The sequence below is a fragment of the Chitinophaga sp. 01L420 genome (genome assembly GCF_056399985.1).
Genome location: NZ_JBFTSK010000061.1, coordinates 1 through 26259, shown reverse-complemented (window position 1 = coordinate 26259; position 26259 = coordinate 1). Strand labels below are relative to the sequence as shown.

Annotated in this window: 23 protein-coding genes; 12 read left to right on the top strand and 11 right to left on the bottom strand. The window is 43.1% G+C overall.

What is annotated here, in order from left to right:
* Positions 1-125: 125 nt before the first annotated feature.
* Entirely contained in the window at positions 126-1007 is an 882-nt protein-coding gene (locus tag AC1DP6_RS33250; protein WP_477058728.1) for a chromate resistance protein ChrB domain-containing protein, read from the bottom strand.
* Between the two features lie 27 nt (positions 1008-1034).
* Positions 1035-1571, bottom strand: a complete 537-nt coding sequence (locus AC1DP6_RS33245; RefSeq protein ID WP_477058727.1) for a hypothetical protein — start codon at positions 1569-1571, stop codon at positions 1035-1037.
* Between the two features lie 232 nt (positions 1572-1803).
* Between AC1DP6_RS33245 and AC1DP6_RS33240 the strand changes: the two genes are divergently transcribed.
* The 5 genes from AC1DP6_RS33240 (at position 1804) to AC1DP6_RS33220 (ending at position 6160) form a co-directional block, all read left to right on the top strand.
* On the top strand, positions 1804-2394 hold the full coding sequence (locus tag AC1DP6_RS33240; protein ID WP_477058726.1) for an RICIN domain-containing protein: 591 nt from the start codon (positions 1804-1806) through the stop codon (positions 2392-2394).
* 262 nt (positions 2395-2656) lie between these two features.
* A complete protein-coding gene (locus tag AC1DP6_RS33235) occupies positions 2657-3631 on the top strand; it encodes a hypothetical protein (RefSeq protein ID WP_477058725.1) in 975 nt (324 codons plus the stop codon).
* 199 nt (positions 3632-3830) lie between these two features.
* Positions 3831-4634 carry an SDR family NAD(P)-dependent oxidoreductase gene (locus AC1DP6_RS33230; protein ID WP_477058724.1) on the top strand — a complete coding sequence of 268 codons (804 nt, stop codon included), beginning with the start codon at positions 3831-3833 and terminating at the stop codon, positions 4632-4634.
* Positions 4635-4706: 72 nt separating this feature from the next.
* Positions 4707-5564 (top strand): RNA polymerase sigma factor, encoded by an 858-nt coding sequence (locus tag AC1DP6_RS33225; protein ID WP_477058723.1) that lies wholly within the window; start codon positions 4707-4709, stop codon positions 5562-5564.
* A gap of 68 nt (positions 5565-5632) precedes the next feature.
* Positions 5633-6160, top strand: a complete 528-nt coding sequence (locus tag AC1DP6_RS33220; RefSeq protein WP_477058722.1) for a DUF3237 domain-containing protein — start codon at positions 5633-5635, stop codon at positions 6158-6160.
* Between the two features lie 151 nt (positions 6161-6311).
* On the opposite strand, the gene AC1DP6_RS33215 is transcribed toward AC1DP6_RS33220, so the two are convergent.
* From AC1DP6_RS33215 to AC1DP6_RS33190, 6 genes are all read right to left on the bottom strand, one after another.
* A complete protein-coding gene (locus tag AC1DP6_RS33215) occupies positions 6312-6809 on the bottom strand; it encodes a hypothetical protein (RefSeq protein WP_477058721.1) in 498 nt (165 codons plus the stop codon).
* Between the two features lie 13 nt (positions 6810-6822).
* Positions 6823-7464, bottom strand: coding sequence for a hypothetical protein (locus AC1DP6_RS33210; RefSeq protein WP_477058720.1), 642 nt, complete (start codon positions 7462-7464; stop codon positions 6823-6825).
* Positions 7465-7596: 132 nt separating this feature from the next.
* A complete protein-coding gene (locus tag AC1DP6_RS33205; RefSeq protein WP_477058719.1) occupies positions 7597-8070 on the bottom strand; it encodes a hypothetical protein in 474 nt (157 codons plus the stop codon).
* Positions 8071-8124: 54 nt separating this feature from the next.
* Entirely contained in the window at positions 8125-8445 is a 321-nt protein-coding gene (locus AC1DP6_RS33200) for a hypothetical protein (protein WP_477058718.1), read from the bottom strand.
* Between the two features lie 10 nt (positions 8446-8455).
* Complete coding sequence (locus AC1DP6_RS33195) at positions 8456-9184, bottom strand: hypothetical protein (protein WP_477058717.1); 729 nt, start codon at positions 9182-9184, stop codon at positions 8456-8458.
* A gap of 34 nt (positions 9185-9218) precedes the next feature.
* Positions 9219-9542, bottom strand: coding sequence for a magnetosome magnetite crystal formation protein family (locus tag AC1DP6_RS33190; RefSeq protein ID WP_477026300.1), 324 nt, complete (start codon positions 9540-9542; stop codon positions 9219-9221).
* 230 nt (positions 9543-9772) lie between these two features.
* Between AC1DP6_RS33190 and AC1DP6_RS33185 the strand changes: the two genes are divergently transcribed.
* Positions 9773-11626 carry a helix-turn-helix transcriptional regulator gene (locus AC1DP6_RS33185; RefSeq protein ID WP_477026301.1) on the top strand — a complete coding sequence of 618 codons (1854 nt, stop codon included), beginning with the start codon at positions 9773-9775 and terminating at the stop codon, positions 11624-11626.
* Between the two features lie 271 nt (positions 11627-11897).
* Positions 11898-12515 (top strand): hypothetical protein, encoded by a 618-nt coding sequence (locus AC1DP6_RS33180; RefSeq protein ID WP_477026302.1) that lies wholly within the window; start codon positions 11898-11900, stop codon positions 12513-12515.
* Positions 12516-12528: 13 nt separating this feature from the next.
* Here the strand turns inward: AC1DP6_RS33180 and AC1DP6_RS33175 are convergent, their stop codons facing one another.
* Together AC1DP6_RS33175 and AC1DP6_RS33170 are read right to left on the bottom strand one after the other, a co-directional pair.
* Complete coding sequence (locus AC1DP6_RS33175) at positions 12529-13740, bottom strand: S41 family peptidase (RefSeq protein WP_477058716.1); 1212 nt, start codon at positions 13738-13740, stop codon at positions 12529-12531.
* Positions 13741-13798: 58 nt separating this feature from the next.
* Positions 13799-14158, bottom strand: coding sequence for a winged helix-turn-helix transcriptional regulator (locus AC1DP6_RS33170; protein ID WP_477058715.1), 360 nt, complete (start codon positions 14156-14158; stop codon positions 13799-13801).
* A gap of 127 nt (positions 14159-14285) precedes the next feature.
* Here AC1DP6_RS33170 and AC1DP6_RS33165 point away from each other — a divergent pair, with 127 nt between their 5' ends.
* The 4 genes from AC1DP6_RS33165 to AC1DP6_RS33150 all read left to right on the top strand — a co-directional run bounded on the left by AC1DP6_RS33165 (position 14286) and on the right by AC1DP6_RS33150 (position 24432).
* Positions 14286-15194, top strand: coding sequence for an NmrA/HSCARG family protein (locus AC1DP6_RS33165; RefSeq protein ID WP_477058714.1), 909 nt, complete (start codon positions 14286-14288; stop codon positions 15192-15194).
* Between the two features lie 638 nt (positions 15195-15832).
* Positions 15833-23278: a LamG-like jellyroll fold domain-containing protein gene (locus AC1DP6_RS33160; RefSeq protein WP_477058713.1), complete on the top strand. Its 7446-nt coding sequence runs from the start codon at positions 15833-15835 to the stop codon at positions 23276-23278.
* Positions 23279-23492: 214 nt separating this feature from the next.
* Positions 23493-23915: a PaaI family thioesterase gene (locus AC1DP6_RS33155; RefSeq protein WP_477058712.1), complete on the top strand. Its 423-nt coding sequence runs from the start codon at positions 23493-23495 to the stop codon at positions 23913-23915.
* Positions 23916-23922: 7 nt separating this feature from the next.
* A complete protein-coding gene (locus AC1DP6_RS33150) occupies positions 23923-24432 on the top strand; it encodes a DinB family protein (protein WP_477058711.1) in 510 nt (169 codons plus the stop codon).
* Between the two features lie 39 nt (positions 24433-24471).
* Here the strand turns inward: AC1DP6_RS33150 and AC1DP6_RS33145 are convergent, their stop codons facing one another.
* Positions 24472-25452: a hypothetical protein gene (locus AC1DP6_RS33145; protein WP_477058710.1), complete on the bottom strand. Its 981-nt coding sequence runs from the start codon at positions 25450-25452 to the stop codon at positions 24472-24474.
* 197 nt (positions 25453-25649) lie between these two features.
* On the opposite strand from AC1DP6_RS33145, the gene AC1DP6_RS33140 reads away from it, so the two are divergent.
* Complete coding sequence (locus tag AC1DP6_RS33140; RefSeq protein ID WP_477058709.1) at positions 25650-26012, top strand: VOC family protein; 363 nt, start codon at positions 25650-25652, stop codon at positions 26010-26012.
* The last annotated feature ends 247 nt before the right edge of the window (positions 26013-26259 follow it).

Genomic DNA, 26259 nt, shown 5'->3' with positions numbered 1-26259 from the left:
GGCATCGTATAGCTTTTCCCCTACGGCTGGCACGGGCAATCCACTTCATGATAGCTCCATTTGGCTACAAAGTCGGATTATCCATTATCAATAAATAGAATGAAAACGAAGGTTTTGTATAGTTTTTACTTTTTCAGCAAACTTTTTTTGTAGGCAGATGGACTTTTGCCGGTATGGGTCTTAAAAATCCGGGTAAAATGGCTCTGATCAGAGAAACCAGTCAGATAGGCAATCTCCGTCATGGAGTGAGACGTATTGGTGAGTAGCTGAATAGCTTTGTCTATCCGTAGTTTCCGGATGTAATCTCCAAAGGTGAGATCATCAAAATATTTGGAAAACTCCCTTGAAAGATAGGCGGGATGGACTTGTAACGTTTCAGATAATCCTTTCAGGCTAAGGTTGAGATTAGTATCTATCTGGTCCTGGATGATTTCCTTTAGTTCCTTTGCCCAATGAGGCACCTTCTTGCTATCCTTTTCATCCTGAAGGAATTTCTTGAAAATATCCAGTAGTTGGTTCTCGAACGGTTGTTGGGTGTGCTTTACGTGCTGGAGGTATTTGGCCCAGCTATAGAGAGCATCATACAACAGCATTCCTTTTTCCAGCAATTGATAGTCATCCGGCTCATCATGCGCCATACCGGCGGAGATAGCCCATAAACCAGCAGCCTGGGGAGCAAGATCATGTCTGTCCGTATCTGCCCCCCGAACTATAGGGGCCAGGGCATGAATAGCGGGATCATCAATGTTGTGTTTCTTTATAATGTAATCAAAGGTGCATAAATCATCGTAATGGGTGTACTCAACACCAGCGAGATCAAATGGCGTGGCATTCAGTTCAGCCGCTTTGGACAGCACTTCATTGAAGGGGACGTATATAAACTCTGCCTCCTGGTCTACAAATCTTTTGATCAGCCAGGGACAAGCTAGTCTGTCAATTTTGGGACGCTCACGGGTAATCCATTTCATATACAAATTGAATTCTACTTCCTTTAATTGTGTCGACACTGTCTACACAATTAAAGGCTAAATACTTTATCGTTGCGTATTTCCCCGCATAGGAGCGTACATCGGGGCATAAAAGGGAGAATAGCCACTGTAGCTGCCTCTGCTTACGCCAATGCTACCGGAAATGGAGAATGTTTTGTCATTGCTGATATACATTACACCTATTTTAGCATCCGAATAGGCGGCAAAGTTGTTCGTTTGCATAAAGCTATTGCCCTTGTTAACCGCAGGTTGATAAGGCAGGCTGTTGTAACGGAAAACAGAAGGTGTTACYGATACGCCTCCGAAGGCGTACAGGTTGTTGGTCAGTCGGCGGTTAATCTGCAATGCCAAAGGTACTGACAGGAAAGAACTGCTCCCTCCTTTAAATGCTACAAAGCCGGTGGAAACGCCTGTATATTTTGTAACAAACCATTTTTGATGGATGTTATTGGTATCGCTTACCTGGTGAGGGTGTTTGTAGGTAGATTCCATGCCATTGATAGCCCCGAAAGATGAGTCTATCTGTGCATTTACAGTCATGCCCGACATTAAAATAGCAGCAAAAAAGATGGTCCGTAACATACAAATAAAGGTAAGTATCCTTTTTTATTTAAATGCTAACAAAATCACAATTATTGAATCTGGAAATTTAGATAGTGATCGTTACGCGCCCGGTGAAAACCTCATGATGAACGCTCCCTCTATAGCAAAGTCATTGCAGTAGGCCCCCTTATTTTTGCTTTGAACGTTATCTGACACAAGAAAACCTTATACAACTATTAAACCCTTTCTTCATTTTAAAACAACCCTATTTATGAAACGAATCAACTTCGTGTTATTATTTGCATTTGCCACATTATTAATGTCTTCCTGCAGGAAGGAAGCAGCGCTAACTACTGCCGAAAAAGAGAAATCACCAGCACTTACAGCAGCCGCACCTGGTAACTCTATTGCTCCCTCACTGGCCAGCCTGCCGGTGGGCCGCCTTAGTGGTCCTTACAGGATCGTGAACGAACAAAGCGGTAAAGTACTGGAGGTCGAATTATCAGAGATCAATAACAATGGCGGAAAGGTGCAGCAATGGGAGTACCTGAATAAAGACAATCAAAAATGGATATTCACTGCCCTGGGCAATGACGCTTACATTATTACAAACGTGTGGAGCGGAAAGGTGCTGGAGGCACAGGCGTCCACTGCTTACCAGAATGGTGGCCGGGTACAGCAATGGTCATGGTTGCAGTATGGCAATCAACAGTGGAAAATTTCCGGTAAAGCCTTCATCAATGTAGGTAGTGGCAAAGTTTTGGACCTTTCCTCCACTACTGTGTATGTTAATGGCGGGATTATTCAGGTATGGGACTGGGTAGATGGTGCCAATCAACACTGGACTTTACAGAATCCATGATCTGATATACATTCTTTACTTTTCGTTGCAGATAAGTTTTTTCTGTTGCTATTGTGGCAGGGGAGAAGCGTGGAATATATTGATCAGAAAAGGGATACTTCATTTGTAATCATCTCAAAAATAAAAAAACAATATTCTAAAAATTTCTATTTTAGAATATTGTTTTTTTATTGTAGCCTGACCATATCAAGCCAAGTAATCATGTCTTTTATTTATTAAGTAACCATATCTCTTTTTTGAAACCTTTAAACCAAACATTGTTATGAAAGCCATGTCCGTAGGTGCGATTGCACTCTGCCTGCTATTCTTTGCCTGCTCAAAGAACGACAAGCCTCTTGAAAATCCTTCCACATCTGATCCGAAAGGAAAAGTAGCCGTTACATTCAGCGCAACAGGTTTTACACAGGAAACCGTGGATTTACCCAGTAGCAGCGCGAAGATGGCGGCTACCGATTCTATGGGAAGTTATGTCCGGTATTTCTGGTACCTGGCTTATGATAACCGCGGCAAAGAAGTAAGCAGACAATTTCAGAAGTCTTCCATTGGAAGTGCCTTTGGAACCGTTAAGGATTCTCTTCAGCCAGGAGGACCTTATACGATTGTGATGTTTGCTTCCCCCTTTAATATGCCGTTCAACGGCTCTGATACTTTGGGAAATGCCGGCTATCCGGATCGGAAGCCAAAGCCATTTCCGCTTGATTCCGCCTACCTGAGTTTTAGGGTGGTAAGGTGGTATTGGCAAAAAGAAGCATTTTATAAGAAGTTCACGATTAATGTTAATACGGATACCATTGTGGCTGCAAGGGCACTCGACAGGATTGTTGGTAAGGTAGAAGTAAATATTTTAGATGCGAATGCCAACCAGGGTATTGAAGTGAGCCTGGATAAAGAATGTGGCTATTATTTTTTTAACACAGGTCTAACGGATGCTGTTTACACAGACCCGGCTATCCCAGACATCGACAGGCCCCAGATCATTAAACCTTTTGTCAGGGTGAGTGCCACAAAGTTCGAACGCTTTATCCTGAATAGAACAGCACCCATGGTGGCCACTATTACTGCCTGGGATGGAAGCGGTCATATAATGGCGGAGCGGAAAGTAAGATTCACTAATGAATGGAATAAGAAGGTGATCATTACCGGTAAGCTTTTCGGACCCGAGATAGATCCTCATTTTGGATTCAAGGTATCGCTGAATACTGATTGGAACGCGGATAGTACACAAATCGGGTTTTAGTAACCACGAAGAGGATGATTTTTGAGCATCATTGGTTGCCTGGATAATGAAACGGGATATTACTTAGCGATAAGTTATATCCCGTTTTTTACTATAAACAACTTCAAAGACGGTCCTTGTAATCAATAACTTAAAATTATTTCACAAAAACCCGATCATTTTGCGCGGCTCAATCGTCAAAAAGAGAAAGCCAGACAAAATGGATAATTTAAAAGACAAAGTAGCCGTGGTATTTGCGGCATCGGGAGAAATAGCAGGAGCAGTTGCCCGTTCATTCGCCCAACATGGAGCAAAGGTGTATGTTACCGCCACCAACCTGGATGCTGTAAAAGCTTTGGCCAAAGAGATCAGGGCTAATGGCGGACAAGCGGAAGCCGGCCAGGTGGACGCATTGAACGAGACGGAGATCGACAACTATTTACAAAAGGTGGTTGCGGACAACGGAAAACTGGATATGGTGTTCAATGGTATCGGGAGCTACTATAAGGATGCAGGTAGTGGCAGCCCCACGACAATGGTCACTTTCGAACAATTCCTGAATCCTTTACAAAGAATTTGCGGGTCGCAGTTCCTAACTTCAAGAGTAGCTGCAAAGCATATGATCCAATCCGGTTCCGAGGGCACCATCTTACTGTTTACAGCCTCCATGTCAAGAACGAAGACCCCCAATATGGCAGGATTTGCCTCCGCCTGCGCGGCCATTGAAGGGTTGACGAGAGTAATGGCTGCCGAGTTTGGCCAGCATGGAATCAAGTCCGTCTGCATTTGCTCCGGCGCCTTGCTGGAGACAAAGAAGATCTCGGGAATGATCAGTGATTTTGCTGAACTATCAGGCATTTCCCGGGAAGAAATGGCTTTGCGATACACAAAATTTAATATCCTGAAATCAGGGCCAACATTAAAACAACTAGGCGAAACCGCTGCTTTCCTCGTTTCTGAAAATGGCGTGGCTTTCAATAGTCATATTGTTGATTTTGATTGCGGGAAACTTAATTTATTATAATATATTTAGTGGGTTGTGGTCTTTCTGTAAAAGCCTGCAACCTGCTTTATGATGAAGCACTAAATTGATTAAATGGAAAAAGGAGAAATACTTAAAAAAGCGTTGGCCGGTGATATCAACTCGTTCCAGACGCTGTTTGCCGAATTTCAAAACCAGCTGAAATCATATCTCTATCGTTTATTAACGGATCGGAATGACGCGGATGACCTGACGCATGATACCTTCATCAGGGCATTCGACAAGATATCCACCTTCAACCAGGATTCCTCTCTCAAATCCTGGGTATTTAAAATAGCGACCAACCTGGCCTATGATCATTTAAGAAAATTAAAGAGATGGCCGGCGGATGCGCAGGATCAGGGTGCAAATTTAGCCATCGGTACCAAGGAGATCCAGCAGTCGTTCAGGATTGTTCACCAGACTTCCAATGCCGGGGCTTATGAAATGAAAGAACACATCGACTTTTGTTTCACCTGCATCTCTAAAACCTTACCCATAGAAAACCAGGTAGCGCTGATTTTAAAAGACATTTACGATTTCCAGGTCAAAGAAATTTGTCTCATTCTGGATAAGACAGCAGGGGTTGTAAAACATCTCCTGAACTTTTCCAGGGATACGATGACTGACATTTTTGATAACAGGTGTGCCCTGGTAAACAAAAATGGTGTCTGCGACCAATGCAGCCAGCTAAATGGAATATTTAATCCCAAACAAGATCAGCAGGAGCAGCGGATGAAACTTGAATTGGTAAAAGAGTCCACAAAATTTAACAGATCAGAACTTTTTACCCTGAGGACAATATTAGTAAAGGCCATTGACCCTCTGCACAGTCCGGGCGCCGATTTGCAGGATATTATTATGAGATGTACCAGGACAGCTATCGGTGAAGTAAGTGATTTCTTTGACTCGTCTTCCGTTAAAGCAGACTAAAATTCAATACCCGCGGTATGTTTCATTATGATTTATAGTAAATCAATTTTAAATTAAACTACGATAAAATGAAAAAAGTAATCTTTCTTGCTGGATTCTTTTCTATTTATTTTTGTGCACAGGTAAATGCGCAGGAGCTTAAATCAGAATTTTTATTTGATTTGGAAATCACCGTCAACCCACCACAGGCGATAGGACCGGTGTTGAAAGGAACGCGACTTATTTTTCCGTTTAAGGAGGGTGCTATAAAAGGTGATAAAATTAATGGCAAAATGTTAGACTGTAGCGGAGAGTGGGGGCTTGTTGTAGATTCTACCACTTTTAAAATGGATGTCCGTGCTACCATTAAAACAGATGACGGCGCTCTTATTTACATCGCCTATACCGGCTATAACTACGCGAGTGCAGCAAATTCTGCTTTAATGCGTATAGGGAAGGGCAATGAACTTCCGCTCTCTGAATATTATTTCAGGTCAACTCCCGTGTTTGAAACCAGCTCTCCGAAATACGCCTGGCTCAATCATACTATTGCCGTTGGCGTAGGCCGTTTTCCGGCGCCTGGTAAATTGATTTATCGTATATATGCCATTAAGTAAAAGGAATGACAATTTGATATAAGTACGGGCACTTACGGCCCGGATATTTTACAAGCAACAAAACCCGCTACTATAGCGGGTTTTGTTGCTTGTGCCCTGTGTGTATATTAGATTGGCGGCTTCGTTCGATCGGGCGGCGAACGATTACATCTTATTCACTTTTAACAAATGCCAGAATGGGATTTAATACCTGATCCACATATTCCTGCTCCCTGGCATTACTTTTCTTGCTATTGGTAAAAGTATCGCTGATGGAATAATTTTTCATAAACTGTTTCTTCTGTTGACCAATGGCGTATTCCATGGTGCCCTGTTCCCGGGAAATATTGATGATCGTCATTTCTTCAAACGTCATTAGCCGTTGTTTGTAAAATGGTGTGTTGATTTTGTAAATGACCTCCGCATTTTTATCAAAAAGAAACTTCACATTGACATTAAACAGGTAATCATAGATCGCATAAAAAACGAGTATAGCACCGATACCGTATGATATGTACCTGATATTGTAGTTCAGCCAGCTGTTCGTAAAAGGAACTATTCCAAAAATTAAAACGGATATTATGGCGAACGCTTTTATCTTGGGCATAAAACCATAATAGGGCTTAATACTCAGCTCATGGGGTGTTATTTTCAACTGATATTTATTCATACTTATCATCCATTTATGGCCTTCTTATACTATAGATGTTTCGCGTTATACCACCCGATCCTTCATTTTCTTTTTTGAAATGGTGGTATTCAAACTCTTTTAAAATAAATGTTTCCGGATGTGCAGCATCAAAACTGCCGGCATCCATTGAAAGCTCGCCGAAATCATTTGGAGAAGCTACCTGCCCGGTATGAGGGATCATGACAATGGTATTATTGACCTTATCTGTTTTCACAATTTTGAACAGGGTGTATTTTCCCTCCGCGTTGGTGCCGGTGTGTGCTTCAAAAATGCCCACCTGGCAAATGTCTCCTGCTTGCGGATGCCTGATGTATTGCTCTGTATAGTCGCTTTCTATCTCATAAGATGGTTTCCCGCTGGTTTTTAAAAAGCCCAATTTATTGGCAGCAAATATTCCCGCAACGAAAACAATGCAGCCAAGGAAAATGCCAATTACGCGCTTTCCTTGTTTGCTGAGTTTAACAGACGTGGTTAGTTTAACAGTAGCTGCAGCTGCATTAAAGGAGGCTGTTATTTCCGGGCTCCAATGCTTTTGGGTAATAGTTTGGTGGCAGGAGGTACAGGTAACTGTTGCCGACAATTTGTTCAACCGTTGGGTAACCACGCCATCCTGTTCCTCCTGTAATAAAGTCATTTCAATGAAGCCTTTCTGATGACAATGGGGGCAAGTCACATGAGCCAGCGGAACGCTTTTTATCGGGATATAATTTGTCGAAAATCCAAAAAGATGCATGCCTTGATTTTTGTGCAGGTCAAAAAGATCCCGTTAATTTGCTTCAATTCCCATGATCTCCGTCACTTCATTGATTGCATTTTGCGCAGGTTGTTTGCTAAATAACCCTACCACTATAGGGACACGCTTCTCATTTCCATTCTGATCGAATATAAAAAAGGCGGTACTATCCAGTGTTATAAAGAGATATTTACTGCTGAGTACATAAAAATTGTCAAAATTATCAAAGTGATAAATTGCCTCGCCGCTCAGCGCATTGTTTTTATGGATAACGGTTTTTGCGTTGGGATCAATTGTTAGTTTTTTGGTTGTTTTTAATAAGTTGATCAACGCAAAAATGAGGAATAATAACGCCGCCCAGATGCCGATTTTCTTTTCTGCCGGAATAATAAAATACAAGGCTGCGCCTATAACCAGGCATACTACCGAACGGACAACTGCCGTGGACATACTGGTTTTTAAATGAAATTTGTTCCCTTCCTGCGTGAAATATTTATAATTACCCATGTGCTGACTTTTAAAGTGGTTATTCAATTCATTGGAACTGGCGTGAAAAAATTGCTACAGGCGCTCCTGCATTTTTATCCGCTTCCATCGGGCATATGCTTTGTAAAAGAATACAGCGCCCACCAGTAACAAAAAAGCAAGTATTCCCCATTTTCCAAGGAGTTTATAAAGGAACTGCTGGAAGTCGTTCATTTCGATGATGCCGCCTGCAGCTTCCCATTTTTGAATCCGGATAAATTGATAAATGCCGGCGCCTGCAAAGAACAGCCCGATGAGCAGATGGACGATCACCCTGGAATAGGGGTCTTTTTTATTGCCTTCATATATATGATCTCCGGCGAAATGTGGGTCATCTTTTTCTGTTTCAATTTTCATCTGCTTCAGTTTATTTCCTGTAAATCATTTGTACATTCCCTAAAAGTTTCTTATCGGGTGCAGTAAACCGGAGGCTTTTATAGTCCGTCCTGGAAAACGACATTTCATTTCCGGGTTTAAAATCCGCATCAGCTACAGGGACTTCACTGGCATTGGCAGGAACGTCGATGCTTTTATCGGAGGCGATGGCTTTTACCACATCATTAGCTGCATCTATGGCCGTTATTTTAAATAATCCCTGTTGGTGGCTATCGAAAAGATATACCAATACCAAGTCTCCGGGTAGGGGACTGGCCGCATATTGTTCGGATTGCTGTACCTGCACTTCCCGGTTTGTGCCAGTTTTAGTTGTTTGCTTAGGCCCGATGCGGTGGTAAATAAATAAACCTGCAAACAGCAGGAAAATGGCGCCGAAGAACAGGATGTTCAGCCAGATCAGGATTCTCCCTACTTTTCCTGCATTAAAAGAGGACTTTACCTGTATCTGTTTCTTTTCAGCTTTGTAAAAGGCATCCAGCTCTTTGTCCCAACGCACCACTGGTACGTCCCGGTGGCAATTTTCACAAGAAACGGCAGCCGTTATTTTTTTGGTGTTGCGTACCCAACCTGCTTCCAGCTGCAGCTGATAGAAGGTCATTTTCATTTTGCCCCTGTCCTGACATAAAGGACAAGGGGCATCGGGTACTGGGATCGTTTTAAGGAAGAGATGATTTTTGTTTATTCTCGTAACTACTATCATGACATTAAAATTCCAGGGCCATTTCAGTACAAGCTTAGTTAATGAAAGCAAATTTGTCTTCGAACATTTTGCCAAATACCGGAACCGGCTTTTCAGCGCCGTTGCCCGCATTAATCATTCCCAGTATCCAGAATACTGTTAAAACATATCCCACGAGGCCCAGGAAAGACAGCGCCGGAACCACATAGGCAATAATATTCAGAATGATGCTGACAGCAATGCTGATAATCGCCAGACCTAAAGACTGCTTCAGGTGGTATTTAAGTAAATTGTCTGCCCGGTCTTTTCCGGAAAAATAGGCAATCAGCCATCCAATCAGTGTAATGTAGGAGATAATAGATAAGGTACGGTTGTTCATAAAATGTAAGGGTTTGTCGGGGCAATATTGCCTGGCACAAATATGCGCCTGCCACCCATGATTTTCCAAAACCTGCTATGCTACAAAGCGTCTACCCCTTTGGGCTAAGCGTCTACAATACGACTACATCTTAATAATATCATTGAATGTCAAATATTTATAGAGATGATAAATATTCATTTTATTATATTCTTACAGCCGCTTTTATCAATTTATAGTAATTTGCCGGCATGAAATTCCTGCTTCATTCGATATTAATATGCATTTACATTAGTTTGTCATTGGATGGTTTCGCACAAACAGAAGCTGCTGAAAATTCGCGAACTCGCAGTAAAAACGCATTAAACGGAAATGCCCAGCCAGATATATTATATCAGCAGGCCGAAACTTTTAGGGTCAATAAAAACTATAGTGCTGCGGGGTCGACAGCCAGACAAAGTATCCAGACAGCCTTACAAATTAAAAACTATACAGCGGCAGCCAAAGCGTACACACTGCTGGTAACTATTAAATACAACAGCCAGGAATTAGCCACCCTGACACAAACAAGCGACTCTGCCATGTTAATGGCGCATCGGGCGAATGATCCTGTAGCAATGGCCTATGCTTATTATGCCCGGGTGCTGGTATATAAAACCCTTGATGACCCGGAAAATATGGTAAAAAATTGCCAGTCTGGCCTCAAAGAACTGGAAAAACGGATGGACTATACCGTTGCCGGTAAATTATATTACCAGCTTTACGTGGTAAATTCAGACTGGAACAATGAAGCCAAAGTAAACTTTTACGCACGGAAAGCAACGGAAAATATCCTGCAAACGAAGGACTATAATATGTTGAGCAACTGCTATGCTGCCCTGTCGGTGGCCCATGAATATAACTATAACGCTCAAAAAGAAAAGCGGGAACTGGACAGTACCTTGTTTTATTTAAGTCAATCGGAGGCCCTTTACCGGCAATACCCCGGACAGGTGGCCGATTATACTTATGCCATTACCTGTATTAATATCGCCAATTGTTACATGAAATATTTTCCGGAAACGGACGACGGAGCCAAAGCTCAGGCTATCCATTTCGCCAATACCGCCAGAACCGTGCTGAAAGATGCAAGCAACTGCCAGGAAGTGATTGCCAGCAGCTTAGGCATATTAAGCGAATATGCCCGGAGGGAGAATAACAATGTACAGGAAGAGCGTTATCTGTTGGAGGCTTACGAGGTAATGAAAACAGAACAGCCGCCCTATTACTATACAATGATCAATGTGGTAAGAGGCTTATCTGGTTTTTACAAGCGCAAAGGCGATTATCAGAAAGCACTGGACTACCAGGAAAAAGTAACGGAATACAGTAATAAAAACTTTAGCCAGAAACAGGCGCAGAATGCACAAAAGCTGGAAATACAATACGAAACAGAGAAGAAGGATAATGAAATGCGGATCCTGAAAGAGCGGGAAAAAAGCCGGATGCTGCAAAACTATTTATACGCCTGTATCGCATTGGCTTCCCTGCTTGGCCTGATGTTTATGTTCCGTTCCTATCATTTCCGGTTACGCTACTCCATGCAACGGGAAAAGCAGCTGCAACTGGAAAAACAGGATTCCGAGTTACAGATAAAGCTGCAAAAAGAAGAACAGGCAAGGCTGAGGGCAGAGCAGCAGCTGATGGAAACCCAGCAGCAACAGCTTCAAAAGGAAGTAATGGCCAATGTATTGCACCTGGAACATAAGAATCGCATGTTGCTCGACATAAAAGATAAATTATCCGAAGGCGGTTCAGTAAACATGCAAAAGATTTTAAAAGAAGAACTGGTAATTGACAACGATTTTGAAAATGCAAAATTGCAGATCCAGCGTGTACATCCTGATTTTTTTAGCCTGATCAACGAAAAAGCACAAAGAAATCTCAGCCCACTGGACCTGAAACTATGTGCCTACCTCTATCTAAAAATGGATACGCGACAGATAGCCCAGCTGATGCATATCGAAGCCAAAAGCGTCCGGATGAGCCGTTACAGGATCAAGCAAAAGCTTGGCCTGGGAAAAGACGAAGACCTGAATATTTTCCTGCAAGGTTTGGGCAATTGAGCCTGGAAAGGCCCACATTAACTGTTCCCCAGTGATGTATTTGCTAACCAGGAACCGAAATCATTCGCCAGCCGCTTTGATTCTCCCGAATCGTGCATATAAATCCAAACCGAAAAGTTTCTTTTCAATTTTTTGTTCTATGAGTGCTATGATCATTTGTTTGATGTTCAGTTTTAACCTATAAACGTATAGTAATAGGAGGAGAAAAATCAAATTACAGTCATTCTTTTCTTTATTTTAATTAGCTTTATTGCCAACCAGTCCGGCATATATGAAACAGGAAATACTTACTCAGATTCAGCGTTTAGGCGGAAATATAGATCATGTGAAAGGCTTCTCACTGCAGGAAGACCTGGCTGCAATAACATTCCCGCATCCGTTGTACCCGGATTATTATGGTGACGAATTATATGGTGCAGACAAGTTTTATGCTGACCATCATCAGCTTTATATAGACGATAAGCAAAGCTTTTATAAAAAACTGGGAGATCACTTTTTTTCTGATCATGAAATTCCATATGGACAAGCATTCTTTAGGAATAGACTGTTCACTCCATTTAAAGAGGGGACATTTGACTTTGATGAATGGAATGATATGTTTATGGACGAAGAGGAAGTGGATTTAACCGAAATTTATAAGGTTACGGAGAGCACCACGCCCGACTTTATGCTCATTACCTATAGTTACGGTTTTCCTGATGAGTATTATGTTTGTCTGAATGATAGCAACCCCGAAAATCCAACTGTGTTTGGAACGGACCATGAAGTTTTTTTTAGTGAAATTACCAACAGCGGGACTTTAGAAGATTTTTTTAAACGCTTTTTGACAAAAGATGAATTTCTCAAAATAGTTGAAAACTATATTGAGCATCAAAAAACAGATAAGTAACAGGTTGTCAGCATTACTGCTTATAGATATATTCCAAAGCTTCATCTTTATTATTAATAAAATTTTCCGAACGGTAGGTGATGGCTTTGTCGGGCATTAATGCCCCTTTCTTGCCTTTCCAGTTCTCCCAGTACCTGGTGGAATAGTCGATCATCATTTTAGTATTAGGAAGCCTGAATCCGCGGACTTCTCCATAATGATTTATATTACCACTCGTCATTTGTCCAACCAAAATGGCGTGGGTATTTCTTTTAAGCTCAACGGCATTCATTAATGCAGAGGAGAAGGTTGACTTCCCGATAAGCACAAAGAAGTGCCCCTTTTTATTTAAATAACTATGCTCAATACTATCTATGAAAGGTCTCAAAACCCCCGAATTACCGCCATCATTAAAGCGTAAGTCAATAATTATTTTATGGGGTTGCGTGCTGGCGATTTTTGAAAACAACTCATTGCTGAACTGAGAGAATGGGTGATTATTATCTTCTGCACAACGTGCAAAATCAAAATAGAGTATCTTCCTTAAGGTGTCGTATTCATACCAATACGCTTTACCATCTTCCCTGTAAGGCAACATCGTCCGGTATTGGTTGGCCAGCGCTAATTTTAAACTATCCTTACTAAGGGAACCAAGTGTTACATTGAGCATTTCATGATTAGAATTTTGCAAAGTGAATACTGCACTTGTATCTGAATTCAGAATACCTAATCCTTTCAGGAAAGAAGGGTTGTTTAAAAATTGCTGTCTGTAAATCTCAAAATAGGATGTATTGTCGGCTTTAATTACTTCCCTGAATTTCCTGTTGATTTCATCTATAGGATGCCCGTTTATGGCCATCAGTTTAGATAAAAGACAGGTTGATTTTAGAGAATCAATACCGGTAACAAAAATGCCATCATCAAACATTTCAAATTTTATTGGCAGAAACAGATGGAATCGGGGCTCAATCCTGGTATGTTCATCGCCGATTGATACGTTTAACTTGAAAAGTGCTATCATGAAAGTTTCATAATCCAGGCTATCTGCTTTTGAAGCTATCATGGAAACTTTATGCTCAAATTCGGCCTTGCTTATTTTATCATACAGGTTTTTATGCTTTACGGGCAATGTATCTCTGTAATACATCAGGTCTTCAAGCAATTCTTTTTTTGTCAGGTGCTGTGAAAAACAACATTCAGGAATTAAAAAAGAGCATACAAGTAAAAAAGGAAAGTACTTTTTCATCTGGCACTGTTTTGTTTTATTGTTAGCATCCGGGTTGGTATATACTTATCTTGAAGTGTTAACTTAACCTGAATTTCTGCCTATGCAGGTGTCCCCATCTTATCAATGCTTCTACTACAGGTAAAATAGTTTTTCCATGCTCAGTGATCCCGTATACAACAGTTACAGGTTGCGTATCGCAAACGGTTCTGGACACCAATTTATTTATTTCCAAATCCTTCAATTCACTTGAAAGCACCTTGGCAGAAATGCCACCGATGTCACGCCGCATTTGCATGAAAAACTGTTTCTCGTCTTTGCTGGCGGCAAGATATACCAGGATGATCAACTTCCATTTGCCGCCACATAGATCGAGGCTATCTTTTAAGGCAAGCAATGGGCCACGACATTGTTGGGCTGGTAGTTCTTTTATCTCCATCTTTTTTTTTATAGATAATAGTTACTTTCAGGTTATTAGTTACCTGCGGTTAACCTGTCGCTAAAATACATCAATTCGGCCGATTTTTGTATCACACCAAACAATCCATTAACCCATATTTAAATTTATGCAAAATACTCAAAAATTAATTTTAGTTACAGGTGCAACCGGTCAGCAAGGTGGTGCAGTAGCTCGTCATTTACTGGCAAAGGGGTACAGGGTCAGGGCCTTCACCCGCAATGCAGATACTTTTGCCGCACAGGTATTACGTCTGGCCGGCGCTGAAGTGGTGGAAGGGGATTATGATAACCGGGATTCTTTAGACATAGCGATGGAAGGTATTGATGGCGTCTTCAGCGTTCAGCCTTCTGAATATTCACCCGGTTTTACCCCCGTTGGTTTTGGCTACCCCGATGAAGTCCGGCAGGGCAGGAATATTGCTGATGCCGCACAAAAGGCGGGTGTCGGTCATTTTGTTTATTCATCGGCGGCAGGTGCTGAGCATCTGAAAGGTACCCGTAATTATAGTAAATGGGAAATGGAGGAGTATATCAGGGCCATTCAATTACCGGCCACTATTTTACGCCCGGTTTGGTTCATGGAGAACTTTACCGATCCTCTTTTTGGTTTACAAACGGGTACCTTTTCAACTGCTATAAAACCGGATGTGGCAATACAACTTATAGCAGCAGATGATATTGGTGCATTTGCGGCCATTGCTTTCCAGGAACCGGATAATTTTATTGGAAAGAGCCTGGAGATTGCCGGTGACGCACTAACCCCATCACAGATTGTTAGTGCCATCAACGGCGTAAAAAGCGGCCCTATCATTTCTTATACTCAGATTCCGGTTGAGATCATTCGCCAACATAGCAGCAGTGCAGCGCGCGTATATGAAGTGATCAATGAAACAGGTTATAATGCGGACATTCCCACACTAAGAACCCTGCACCCTGGATTAATGAATTTTGACAACTGGCTGCAGAAAGAAGGGAAAATAAAGTTTAATGCGCTCACACACACGAATGCCTCTTAATCCGATGATGATCCGGCTAATGTTTCCTGATATGCCGGAAGGAAAACGGTATTAACAAATTGCTCAAATGAAGTAGGGGTGGTATCCGATGCTGATCCTGATCCCAACATTTTTATATGTCGATTATTGATCCCGGTTACCACCTCATTCATTAACCCTTTAAACGGAAATACTTTCCCCCATCAATGGTCTACTAGTTTGGTATAGAAAAAGATTTCTTTATTCAAGAAAAAACTCTACATTTGGAATTGTCGGGCATGAAAAAGTAACGCGCGTAATTTTAAGGTGAACATGAAACATAAGGTATCCAAACCTTTATACCATTTTCTATGAGCATTTTCGACTAAATCTGTTTATTTCCCGGATCTTATACTGTAGATGAAAACCTTCGTCAACGAAGGGACGTGCCATTGTTATACATATCTCTCCTAAAACAAAACCAAAATCAATGAATCAGAAAAACAAAGCTTCATCATCGTGTTTAATGCGTAGAATAGCCCATGCATTAAGGATCTGATAACGACTGTACTATTCTGTTTTTTTTAATATTCCCTTCAGCTACTACGTTGCGGAATAGCATTGCTATGCCTGGAAACGGCATGCCGCGTTTACCTTATTTCCTAAAAGTAATCCTGATTATGAAAACAAAGCTACTCCTGTTTTTCGGGTGTTGTCTGTTATCGCTGTTTGTACAGGCACAACAAGTCAACCCCACGGAAAGAGACTACCGTATTTTGCATGTCAATAAAAAATTTACTCCCGGAAAAGGATTCCAGGTAGATAATGTCGCCATCCGCTCCAGCGGGAAGAATGCAAAGGTATTATTTGCAAAAAATGACTATTTCCTGGTGCAGTTTGATCAGTTGCCCACAGAAAATCAAAAGGCAGCACTAAAAGGGCTAGGGATCACATTGCTGGACTATTTACCTAACCTGGCCTATTATGCGCATTTCAGAAAGGAAGTTAATTCTGATCAATTATCAGGATTAGGAGTGCGAACGATATTGCCGGTCGATGAAAGTCTTAAACTGTCGGACAACCTGTATAATGGAAAAGTTCCTGCTCATGCAAGGAGAGGGGATAATATAGAAGTGCAGGTGGTGCTTTATGCCGGGGCTGATGGCAGCTCGGCAGAGAAAAATATTCTTCGGTATGCTACCATTGTTGACAGAAGTTCCCCGACAAAGTTGAAATTGCTGGTACCACAAAATAAATTGAGTGCGCTGGCGAATGTAAAAGAGATCAAATTTATTGAGCCGGTAAGCGCTGAGCCCATACCGGAAAAGGAAGTAAATGAGCCTCGGAAGGAAGATATATTCAGCAATGACTATGGCCGCTCCAATTATGTGAATTCAGGTTTCGGTGGCATATTGTATAATGGAGATGGCGTAAATGTGATGATCCGGGAAGATGGGATGTATAACGGTCCTGATTTGCGGGGACGTGTGATGGACGGAACTACTCAGCCTGGAGATCCGGGCAGCCATCCATCCGGAGTGTCCAGCTATCTGGGCAGTGCAGGGAACATCAATCCACGTGACCGCTCCAATGCCTGGGGAGCTACCATCCTGGCTGTTTCCGGTCAGAATACCTATACATTGTACGATGATCCTGTAAAAAAGATCCGTGTTACAAATATGTCTTACGGCTGGTGGAACACCGATAATCATACCGTTACTGCGGGCTATAACAGCACTTCACAGGAGCACGATAATTTTGAACGTACCCGTCCAGAGGCGATGCTGGTATATTCCTCTGGTAACGTTGGCGACTATACGACTCTGGGCGGAAAATACAATGGTATGGCGGGATGGGGCAACATCTCAGGGGAGGCCAAGAATGCAAAGAATATATTGACAATAAGCGGTACAGATTATGAAGATAATTTCCTGGACTGGACCTGTAAAGGCCCCGCTTACGATGGTCGCATCGTTCCCCAGTTGGCTACAGAAGGCCAGGGCGGCACCTCTTTTGCTGCCCCTAAAATTTCCGGCATTTTTGCCATCCTTTCCCAGGCATATAAATCTGAAGTGCAGGCGCCTGTACCCGCAGCATTGATTAAAGCGGTGATGATGAATACTGCCGATGATGTTTATAATCCCGGTATTGATTTTAAAAGTGGTTTTGGCCGCCCGAATGTACGGCGCGCTTATCTGGCTATTAAAGACAGGAGATATGCTACTGATACCATCACGCAGGGCAGTCATAAAAGTTTTCCGGTTTCCGTACCGGCCGGCACTTCACAGGTGCGGGTAATGGTGTATTGGACCGACTATGAAGCCACACCAGGCGCAGCGCAGGCATTGGTAAACGATCTGGATTTAACGGTAAGTGATCCGTCAGGTAATATTACATTGCCATGGGGGTTGGATACTACTGCCAACGCCGTTAATCTTAATGCACTACCCACCCGGAAGATCGATCATATCAATAACGAAGAACAGGTAACTATTGATAATCCATCAGCGGGTACCTATAACATATTTATAGATGGATTTAACGTTCCACAGGGGCCGCAGCAATTTTTTGTCGTGTATGAATTCATAAAGGATGAAGTGGTAGTGAGCTATMCGTTGGGAGGTGAATCAATGGCGCCGGGACAGCAGGAATATATCCGTTGGGATGCATTTGGTACGCCGGGGACTTTTGACCTGGAATACTCTGCTAACAACGGCGCGAGCTGGGATACCATCGCCACCAATATTGCGGCTGCCAAACGGCAGTTTAACTGGAAAATACCCGATCTCGCCGCCAACATACTGGTGAGGGTAAAACGGGGAACACAAAACAGTGTTTCTGCGGTAGTACATGTGATGCCCGTTCCATCCGGACTGAAAACAGATTGGGTATGTGATAATGCACTGCAGTTGTCGTGGAATAAAGTTCCAACCGCTGGTGTACACTATGAAATTTTTAAGCTGGGACAAAAGTATATGGACTCCATAGGCATCACCACAGACACCATCTTTAGCGTAAGCGCACCCGATGCTTCAAAAGAAGAATGGTACGCCGTGCGTGCTGTTGGGGTCAACGGAGAAACAGGGCTGCGCTGTAATGCTATCCGGAAAGATATTGGCCTGTTTAAATGCAACAGCGTTATTACGGGTGTTGCATTTAATGTGAGGAAAGACAGTGTATTATTAACCGGGAGCGTAAATGCATTAGGTAAAACGCTTAGCAACGTGGCGTTTGAATATGGCCCTACCACGGCTTACGGGTCGGTCATCACTATTCCCGGCACTTTCACAGGTACCAGTTTTGCCCCGCTTCAGCAACAGGTTCCCATTACCATCCAATCCGGCGAAACCTGGCATTATCGTTTGAAAGGCAAACTGGATGGCATAGATGCATTTGGGGAAGACCATAGTTTCCAACCCGCACCGGGCAATTCCATGAAATTCAATGGTGCAGAAACCATGACGCTGGGGCCTAACAACGCCGTGAATGGGAATAAGCCAAGAACCATTGAATGCTGGGTGAAAACCAGTGTATATAACAGCGATGGTGGTGCGATTACCCTTGCAGGTGGCACCGGTACCACGCTGGGGGACTTTACGCTGGCCACCAATGGCGGCGATAACCTGTGGAAGTTATCATTATGGAATGTAACGCGCGCGTATACACTGCCCAATAATAAAGGAGAATGGCATCATATGGCCATCACCTATAACCCGGCAAATACCACAGCAGAGCTGTATTACGATGGCACCCTATGGGATTCCTGGAGCACTGGCGGAGCACTTACCACCTTGCCTGGTAACATACGTCTGGGCGTTCGGGTAAACGGATCTTCTTTTTATTATAATGGCGAAATGGATGAAGTACGGATATGGAACACCGTACGGACCGCGGCACAGATCAGGGAGAATATGCATCACCCCTTAAAAGGAACGGAGACAGGGTTGGTGTATTATGTAAACTTCGACAACACAGAAACAGAAAGTTATGACGTCACCGGCAAAACAGCGCTTGCGCAAACCGGGTCATTGCAGAAAGTAAAAGCACGTTATCCATTTGGAACCGGCGCTACCTTTGTGAGCACAGAAGCTGCCGGAACTAATGTTTTAGGCAATGGCGCCGATGTAACGGCTTTCTATAATGCGCAGGATGGCAAACCAGCATCGTTTTCAAAGATTGATCTTACTTCTGTCGTTTTCAATGATTTTTCTTCCTCGGCTTTCCGTGTAGGGAAGGAGTTCTGGATAGGTCACCGTTATGCTACCACAGCCGGCGCTGTAAACATGAACCTGGCGTTTACAACTACAGCTACTATTACTACAGATGATGTTGCTCATCCCGGCAAAATACTGGTGTTTACAAGATTACCTTATACTGATGGTAAATGGCAATATAGCGGAACCGCCAATGCAGCGGATAGTGTAGCCCATACCGTTACCCTTAACAACCAGACCAGCTACCAGCAATACCTGCTGATGAAAGATGAACAACCTTTTATGTATGCTTCAGCAGATTCRCTCACACTGGCAGATGCAAGGGCGGGAGTAACTACCAGATCGCAGCAATTCACGTTGTCTGGCGCTAACCTGCCATCAACAGTCAGTATCACTGCCCCGACAGGTTTTGAAATATCTGTCAACGATACCACTTACGTTAATTCATCCGCTGCGCTTTCTATTGCGACTACGGGAGGAACATTACAGCAGGCAAAAGTATTTGTTCGCTTTGCACCTGTTACGCCTGGCATATACCAGGGTAGCATACTTATCAGCGCCGGTGCTGCAACACTGGACAGCATACTGTTAAAACAAGAAGCTGTTCCCGTAGAAACCACCGCAGGCAATGCGATGAGCTTTGATGGAAACGGTGATTACCTGGAAATACAAAACCTGAACTGGCAGCCTACCGAATTTACTATTGAATGGTGGCTGAAACCAAGATCATACAAAAATTATAACCAAAGCATCGGTAACGGCTGGGGCTCTTTCCTGGCGCATGCCGACAGCGGTGGTGGCCTGAATATAGGTGTGGCTAACAATACCAATTCAAGACTCCTGGTAGCATCCGCATACACCGATCTGAATACATGGCACCATTATGCCTATACGTTTAAAAATGGTGCAGCCAAAATATACCGCGATGGAAGACTGATAGATAGCAAAGCAACGTCCGCTTATCCTCCTAACTGGACCACTTTCCGTATCGGCGCAGCTTCTGCAGATGCTATTGATGGAGAACTGGATGAATTCAGGATGTGGACCATCGCCAAAACACAGCAACAGATCCGGGAAGGTATGCACCTCACCACTGAGGGCACTGAGCCTGGGCTGAAGCTTTGTTTACAGTTCCAGGCGGCGCAAAACGGAGTGGTGGATATTTCCCCTAATGGTTATCCCGTGCGGCTAGTAAACGCGGTAAGAATACCTTCTAACGCACCGATTGCCAAAGGGATCAGTGAAACAAAACAAATATTGACGCCGGGCATCACCAGTTTCTCCCAAACAGGTATCAGTATGGACTTTTCTTCTGCCGGCACGCATCCAAACGGAGAAGTAGTAGTCAGTAAACTGAATGGTATTCCTGCCAATGATCTATTGCCATCCGTGCAGGACAGTACCTGGTGGGTAATCAATAATTATGGAAGCAACCCTGTTTTTACCGGACTGACAAAACTCAGCATCAGCAGTAATGCAGGCAACACAGATCCGGGGATCTACCGCTTATATCGCCGTGGTTTCAATGCCTTTGGAAACAGCTGGGTATTCAACAATAAAACCACGGAAACTTCCGGCAACAACATCATATTCAACTTTAATGGGGCTGATTCACTCACCACTTTCGGACAACTGGCATTCAATAAAACCAGTGGTATAGATGTGGCGGATACGCTGCCCGGACAAGCCTATAAATTTGATGGCAGCGATGCAGGTATCACCGTTAATAGCCTTAACTGGAAGCCTGAAGTATTTACCATAGAATGGTGGCTCAAGGCTAGTACGGCCAGCAGCTGGAACCAGCAGATAGGTAATGGATGGGGAAGCTTCCTGGCGCATGCGAACGATGATAAGAGCATGAGCATAGGAGTAGCCAACAATGCCGCTTCCCGTGTAGAAATACCGGGCGCGTTCAGTGATCTGAGTACCTGGCACCATTATGCCTTTACTTTCGACAATGGTGTGGTAAAAGTTTACCGGGATGGAGAACTGGCAGGTACTAAAACAGCCTCCTCTTTCCCTGCTCTCTGGTCAGGATTTATTGTAAACAACAGGGGTGGAGATGGCATCAACGGCTCACTGGATGAATTCAGGATCTGGAGCACTGCCCGCACGCAATCGCAGATCCGTGAAAACATGCATCACACCATAGCCGCCGGTACTCCGGGATTAAAAGTATATCTGCAGGGCCAAGGACAGCAGCAGGGCGCATTTTTCACTGAGGTATCCGGGAATGCATATATCGTATCTGCCGACAGCAGCGTACAACGCGAAGTATCTACTGCGCCTGTTGCCAAAGGTGTCAGTCAATCACTTGCGATAGACAGTGCAGGACGGTATTATTTCAATCAGTCTGGACTGACTTTACAATATAAACAGGAAGGTAGTTATCCAAAAGGAGAAGTGGTGGTAAGCAGGCTGAATGCCGTACCATATGCGGCTCCGGCAGGTGATAGTTATCACGGACAATATTGGATCGTCAGAAATTACGGCGACTCAACGGCAACGGCTGTCAGCACAATAACGCTGTCTAATGCGGCGGATACCATGCGTAACCTGCAGCTTAACAGTCGTCCATTCAACGCGTCCGGGAATTGGAGAAGCATTGCAAACGGTGTCACTGCACCAGGAGAAGAAGATGTTACTTCGGGAACTGCTGCCACAGATATTCGTAATAACCAGTTGGTATTTATACAAACCGCCAATGCGGCACCAACATTTGCAGCACCTGCGAATATCATCGTTATCAGAAATGATAGTTGCTATTATAACACAGCGCTTGCTGTTACTGGTGTTCCTTCGGCTGTGCAGGATGATACGGATTCCCTCCCGGCTGTAAGTTATACCGACAGCACTGCTGCAGGTTCCTGCAGCTCGGAGCTATTGATTAGCCGCACCTGGGTGGTCAGAGACAATGCAGGAAGATCTGCACGTCACGCGCAATTGATCACCGTAAAAGATACCACTGCACCGCTGATCAGCTGCAAAACTGATACACTGAGGCAAGCTAATAGCGGGGGCTGCACTTACACCGCCACCGGCACGGAGTTGGATATCACGGCTACTGATAATTGCAGTGCCATCAATTTCAGTTACTCACTGAGCGGCGCCACTACTGCCAGCGGTGTAACCACATTGGCTGGTGTTGCATTCCATAGCGGTGTAACAAATATTAACTGGACAGCTAAAGATGCATGCGGCAACTCAAGTACCTGCAACTTTACATTGACAGTTAACAATGCGCAGCTGTCTGCAATCATTCCTGACGTATATGTAGTAAACCCAGGGGGAGACGCGAACACTATCTACATCGGTTATGGTCCTGCATCGCTTAAACTTGCTACGCAGGTGACTGGCGGCAAAGCACCATACACTTATAGATGGTCAACAGGTAGTACGGCTGCCACTGCACAGGTAAGCCCATCTGTGGCGGGTACATTTACCTATACCGTAACTATTACGGACGCAAATGGCTGCACTACCTATGTAACCAAGCAAATTACGGTGACAGATATCCGTAGTGACCATGGTAGTGTAATGGTATGCCATCAAACCGGTAATGGAGGTTCATTCCAGTTACGTATTAATCCCGCTGCTGTGCCGGCACACCTTGCACACGGCGATAAGCTGGGCACCTGTGTTGCTACCGGCGCTTTCAAAGCTGCCGGCGAAAACACATTCCAGGTGATGGTAAGCCCTAATCCAAGCAGGCAATACTTTACACTGCAGTTACCTACCTACGGGGACGGTACGGCGTATGTAAAGGTGTATGACCTCAATGGTAAACTGGTGGAAGAAACCAGGGGGGCAGATAAAATAATCACCTTCGGAGAGCGGTTGATACCCGGTACTTATATAGTAGAGATAGTACAAGGCAGGAACAGGGAAACAGTACGAGTGATTAAACTATAGGAAAGCATTGAAGAGATAAAATGGCTGGGGGAATTCCCCGGCCATTTTATTTTACAGCATTTTATTATCGCGGTCGCCAGCCCTATCCTGGCTTATGAGCATATTATTTTCAATGACTAGTTAGCCCATGAAAGTGTATGATTAAAAGGAAAAATTGCCATAACTTGATGTCTGATACAACGAAAACGGAGTACAGAGAAAATTATACATTTATATGCTGGAACCACAGATAGTAAAAAGAGTATCAGATAGTTTCGCCCGGCAAAAACTGATGGGCTTATATGGTGCAGCAATTACCGGTATCGATAGTGGATATTTTGAGATAACGGTTCCTCCGGTGGACTTTCTGCTAAGAACCTCCGGCATATTCCATGGAGGTGTGATTGCCGCATTGGCAGATAGTGCGGGAGGATACGCGGCAACAACACTATATGCAGAAGATGTTTCTTTTCTGACGATAGAATTTAAAATTAATTTTCTTAACCAGGCAAGAGGAGAAAAGCTGATTGCCAAAGCAAAAGTGATCAAGGGCGGTGCTACTATTACTGTTGCCCAGTCAGATATCTTTATTGAAAACAATGGTAAAGAGAAACAGGTAGCTACTGCATTGATCACCCTTATTAAAGCAAATAAATAAATAAGCAATGGAAATTACATCTGTCAACTCATTCCTGGCGTATTACGATAAAATAAGAGAGCGCACCAACAGGATTGTAAAAATAGTACCTCCAGACAAACTGGATTGGTCCTATCTGCCGGAGAAATTCAGTATCGGTGATCAGATCCGGCATATTGCCACTATTGAACGGTATATGTTTGCCGAAACCATCGCAGGAAGGAAGAGTTCCTATCATGGTTGTGGAAAGGAACTGGCAGACGGTTATGATAATGTGGTGAGCTATTTTAATGAACTACACCAGCAGTCGCTGGAAATATTCAGTCATCTTAGCGATGAAGATCTGCAGCGGAAATGTATAACTCCCGGTAATGCTGAAATGCGGGTGTGGAAATGGATGCGGGCCATGGTAGAGCATGAAATTCATCACCGGGGAGAGTTATATATTTATCTGAATCTGCTGGGCATAAAAACCCCGCCCATGTACGGATTAACTGCTGAAGAAGTAGAAAAGCTCAGCAGCCAGCAGGGGGAATGAATTACAGTAAAAATGGGTATGGAAGAAGTCGGAATATTATTATTCGACTTTATCTAATTGTGCAAACAACGAAAAGTACTCCGTCAACACCGCTAAGAATTGCTGGGATTGTGTAAGATTTAAAACAATCGACTTCTCGAAATTATCTACGTTCTTAAAATCTTCGGTATAAATCCTTTCGCGTTCTTCCCACTTGCCTGCCACCTTTAGGTATAAATTTTTTATATAGAAATTTACTGCTTCACCATTATGATTTTCAAGTGAATTATTGGAGGAAATTTTAAATAAAAATGCACGTAGATGAGGAATCGATTTTAATTGTGTATCCCAGATATGATTCTTCAAATGTGACTGAACAAATGCTAACATTTCGGACTGATCAAAGGTTAATCCATGACTATATATGTCTTCCGGAAGATGCAGGTACTTGTGGTCAAATAGCCATTTTGCCAGTAATAGATAGCTTTGCTGCACGGTATTAAACTCATTCTTTGGATTGAAGCTGGAATGTGAAAATATCTCCCCTGCCTCAATGATGGCCAGTTCAATAGCTGTTATTTCCATTTTATCCCGTACAAACCATACTTTTATTTTTGTTATCTCATTCAGGGGCTTCTGGAAAAATATTTGATGGGAAATGCTGCTACTCTGATGATCAAAGTAGGCAAGGCATTCTTCGAGAGAACTTCCCGGATGGACAAAGCCTTCCCAAAAGTCCGATGGTTTAGGGGCAGCTTTTTTCCCATTGCCTGATTTAGAGAATACGGAGATATTACTAAGATAATTTTCGAATTTGTATTGATCGTTCTTAGGGCTTACAGGCGGATAGAATTTATCATTTATGATCTTAAATTTAAAATTATATCGGATGGAATTTTGTTTGTCTTCGAAATCTTTATCTCTCTGATTGGTGGTAATTGTTTTAGGAGGGGTGCCTAAATTATGTTGTTCAAACCATTGGACAATCTTTGGATCGGTACTTTTTATTCCTATTAAGTTTACTAAATCCTGTATGATCATTGTTGTGATTTTTATTAATGCTATGTTATTATCTGTAACCGGCCGTTATTAAGACAGGCTTATTTGCATAAGCTTCAAAGTTAAATAAATAATTAACTGTTTCCTGATCACATGAAAAACTACTTTCCAGTATTTTGTCGTTTTTATCCAAACAGGAATAACCGCCATTCCATACCTTTGCAAAAAGCATAAGATCTATGGCAGACACTCATTCTGATAGCAAGTTAAAACATGGGCAGGTACAGTATATTGAATTCCTGTCAAAAGACCTTAGCCGCGCCAAAAAATTTTATACAAAGAGTTTTGGGTGGAAATTTGTCGACTACGGTCCGGACTATACGGCATTTGAAGGTGATTATGTAGATGGTGGATTCACTTTAGGCAGACCGGTAAAAGGTACTGTTTTAGTCGTCGTTTATTCAAACGATATTGAAGCGACTCAAAAAAAGATTGTTGCGGCAGGAGGGACCATCGTGAAGGAGATCTTTGATTTTCCCGGCGGTAAGCGATTTCATTTCGCGGACCCTGATGGTTACGAGCTGGCCGTTTGGTCTTTGTAAATAGAATTCCGGTGTACTGCATAAAACGGAGAAACCAGTTATTGTAACCGGTTTCTCCGTTTTATGCAGTAACTGATTTTGCTGTTATAACAACGGTTAAGATCCGCTGTGGCCTATTTCAGGCGCTCATTGATCAGATCTACCAGTCGCTTAAATTCTTCCGGTGAATAACCAACAGATGAATAAATAACTTTTCCATTCTCATCTATCAGGAAATTTCTGGGAATATTCTGGGCAGCGAACAGGC

Coding starts and splice junctions, on each gene's coding strand:
- AC1DP6_RS33240 (WP_477058726.1), top strand. CDS start 1,804: ATGAAACGAATCAACTTCGTGTTATTATTTGCATTTGCCACATTATTA.
- AC1DP6_RS33235 (WP_477058725.1), top strand. CDS start 2,657: ATGAAAGCCATGTCCGTAGGTGCGATTGCACTCTGCCTGCTATTCTTT.
- AC1DP6_RS33230 (WP_477058724.1), top strand. CDS start 3,831: ATGGATAATTTAAAAGACAAAGTAGCCGTGGTATTTGCGGCATCGGGA.
- AC1DP6_RS33225 (WP_477058723.1), top strand. CDS start 4,707: ATGGAAAAAGGAGAAATACTTAAAAAAGCGTTGGCCGGTGATATCAAC.
- AC1DP6_RS33220 (WP_477058722.1), top strand. CDS start 5,633: ATGAAAAAAGTAATCTTTCTTGCTGGATTCTTTTCTATTTATTTTTGT.
- AC1DP6_RS33215 (WP_477058721.1), bottom strand. CDS start 6,809: ATGAATAAATATCAGTTGAAAATAACACCCCATGAGCTGAGTATTAAG.
- AC1DP6_RS33210 (WP_477058720.1), bottom strand. CDS start 7,464: ATGACTTTATTACAGGAGGAACAGGATGGCGTGGTTACCCAACGGTTG.
- AC1DP6_RS33205 (WP_477058719.1), bottom strand. CDS start 8,070: ATGGGTAATTATAAATATTTCACGCAGGAAGGGAACAAATTTCATTTA.
- AC1DP6_RS33200 (WP_477058718.1), bottom strand. CDS start 8,445: ATGAAAATTGAAACAGAAAAAGATGACCCACATTTCGCCGGAGATCAT.
- AC1DP6_RS33195 (WP_477058717.1), bottom strand. CDS start 9,184: ATGATAGTAGTTACGAGAATAAACAAAAATCATCTCTTCCTTAAAACG.
- AC1DP6_RS33190 (WP_477026300.1), bottom strand. CDS start 9,542: ATGAACAACCGTACCTTATCTATTATCTCCTACATTACACTGATTGGA.
- AC1DP6_RS33185 (WP_477026301.1), top strand. CDS start 9,773: ATGAAATTCCTGCTTCATTCGATATTAATATGCATTTACATTAGTTTG.
- AC1DP6_RS33180 (WP_477026302.1), top strand. CDS start 11,898: ATGAAACAGGAAATACTTACTCAGATTCAGCGTTTAGGCGGAAATATA.
- AC1DP6_RS33175 (WP_477058716.1), bottom strand. CDS start 13,740: ATGAAAAAGTACTTTCCTTTTTTACTTGTATGCTCTTTTTTAATTCCT.
- AC1DP6_RS33170 (WP_477058715.1), bottom strand. CDS start 14,158: ATGGAGATAAAAGAACTACCAGCCCAACAATGTCGTGGCCCATTGCTT.
- AC1DP6_RS33165 (WP_477058714.1), top strand. CDS start 14,286: ATGCAAAATACTCAAAAATTAATTTTAGTTACAGGTGCAACCGGTCAG.
- AC1DP6_RS33155 (WP_477058712.1), top strand. CDS start 23,493: ATGCTGGAACCACAGATAGTAAAAAGAGTATCAGATAGTTTCGCCCGG.
- AC1DP6_RS33150 (WP_477058711.1), top strand. CDS start 23,923: ATGGAAATTACATCTGTCAACTCATTCCTGGCGTATTACGATAAAATA.
- AC1DP6_RS33145 (WP_477058710.1), bottom strand. CDS start 25,452: ATGATCATACAGGATTTAGTAAACTTAATAGGAATAAAAAGTACCGAT.
- AC1DP6_RS33140 (WP_477058709.1), top strand. CDS start 25,650: ATGGCAGACACTCATTCTGATAGCAAGTTAAAACATGGGCAGGTACAG.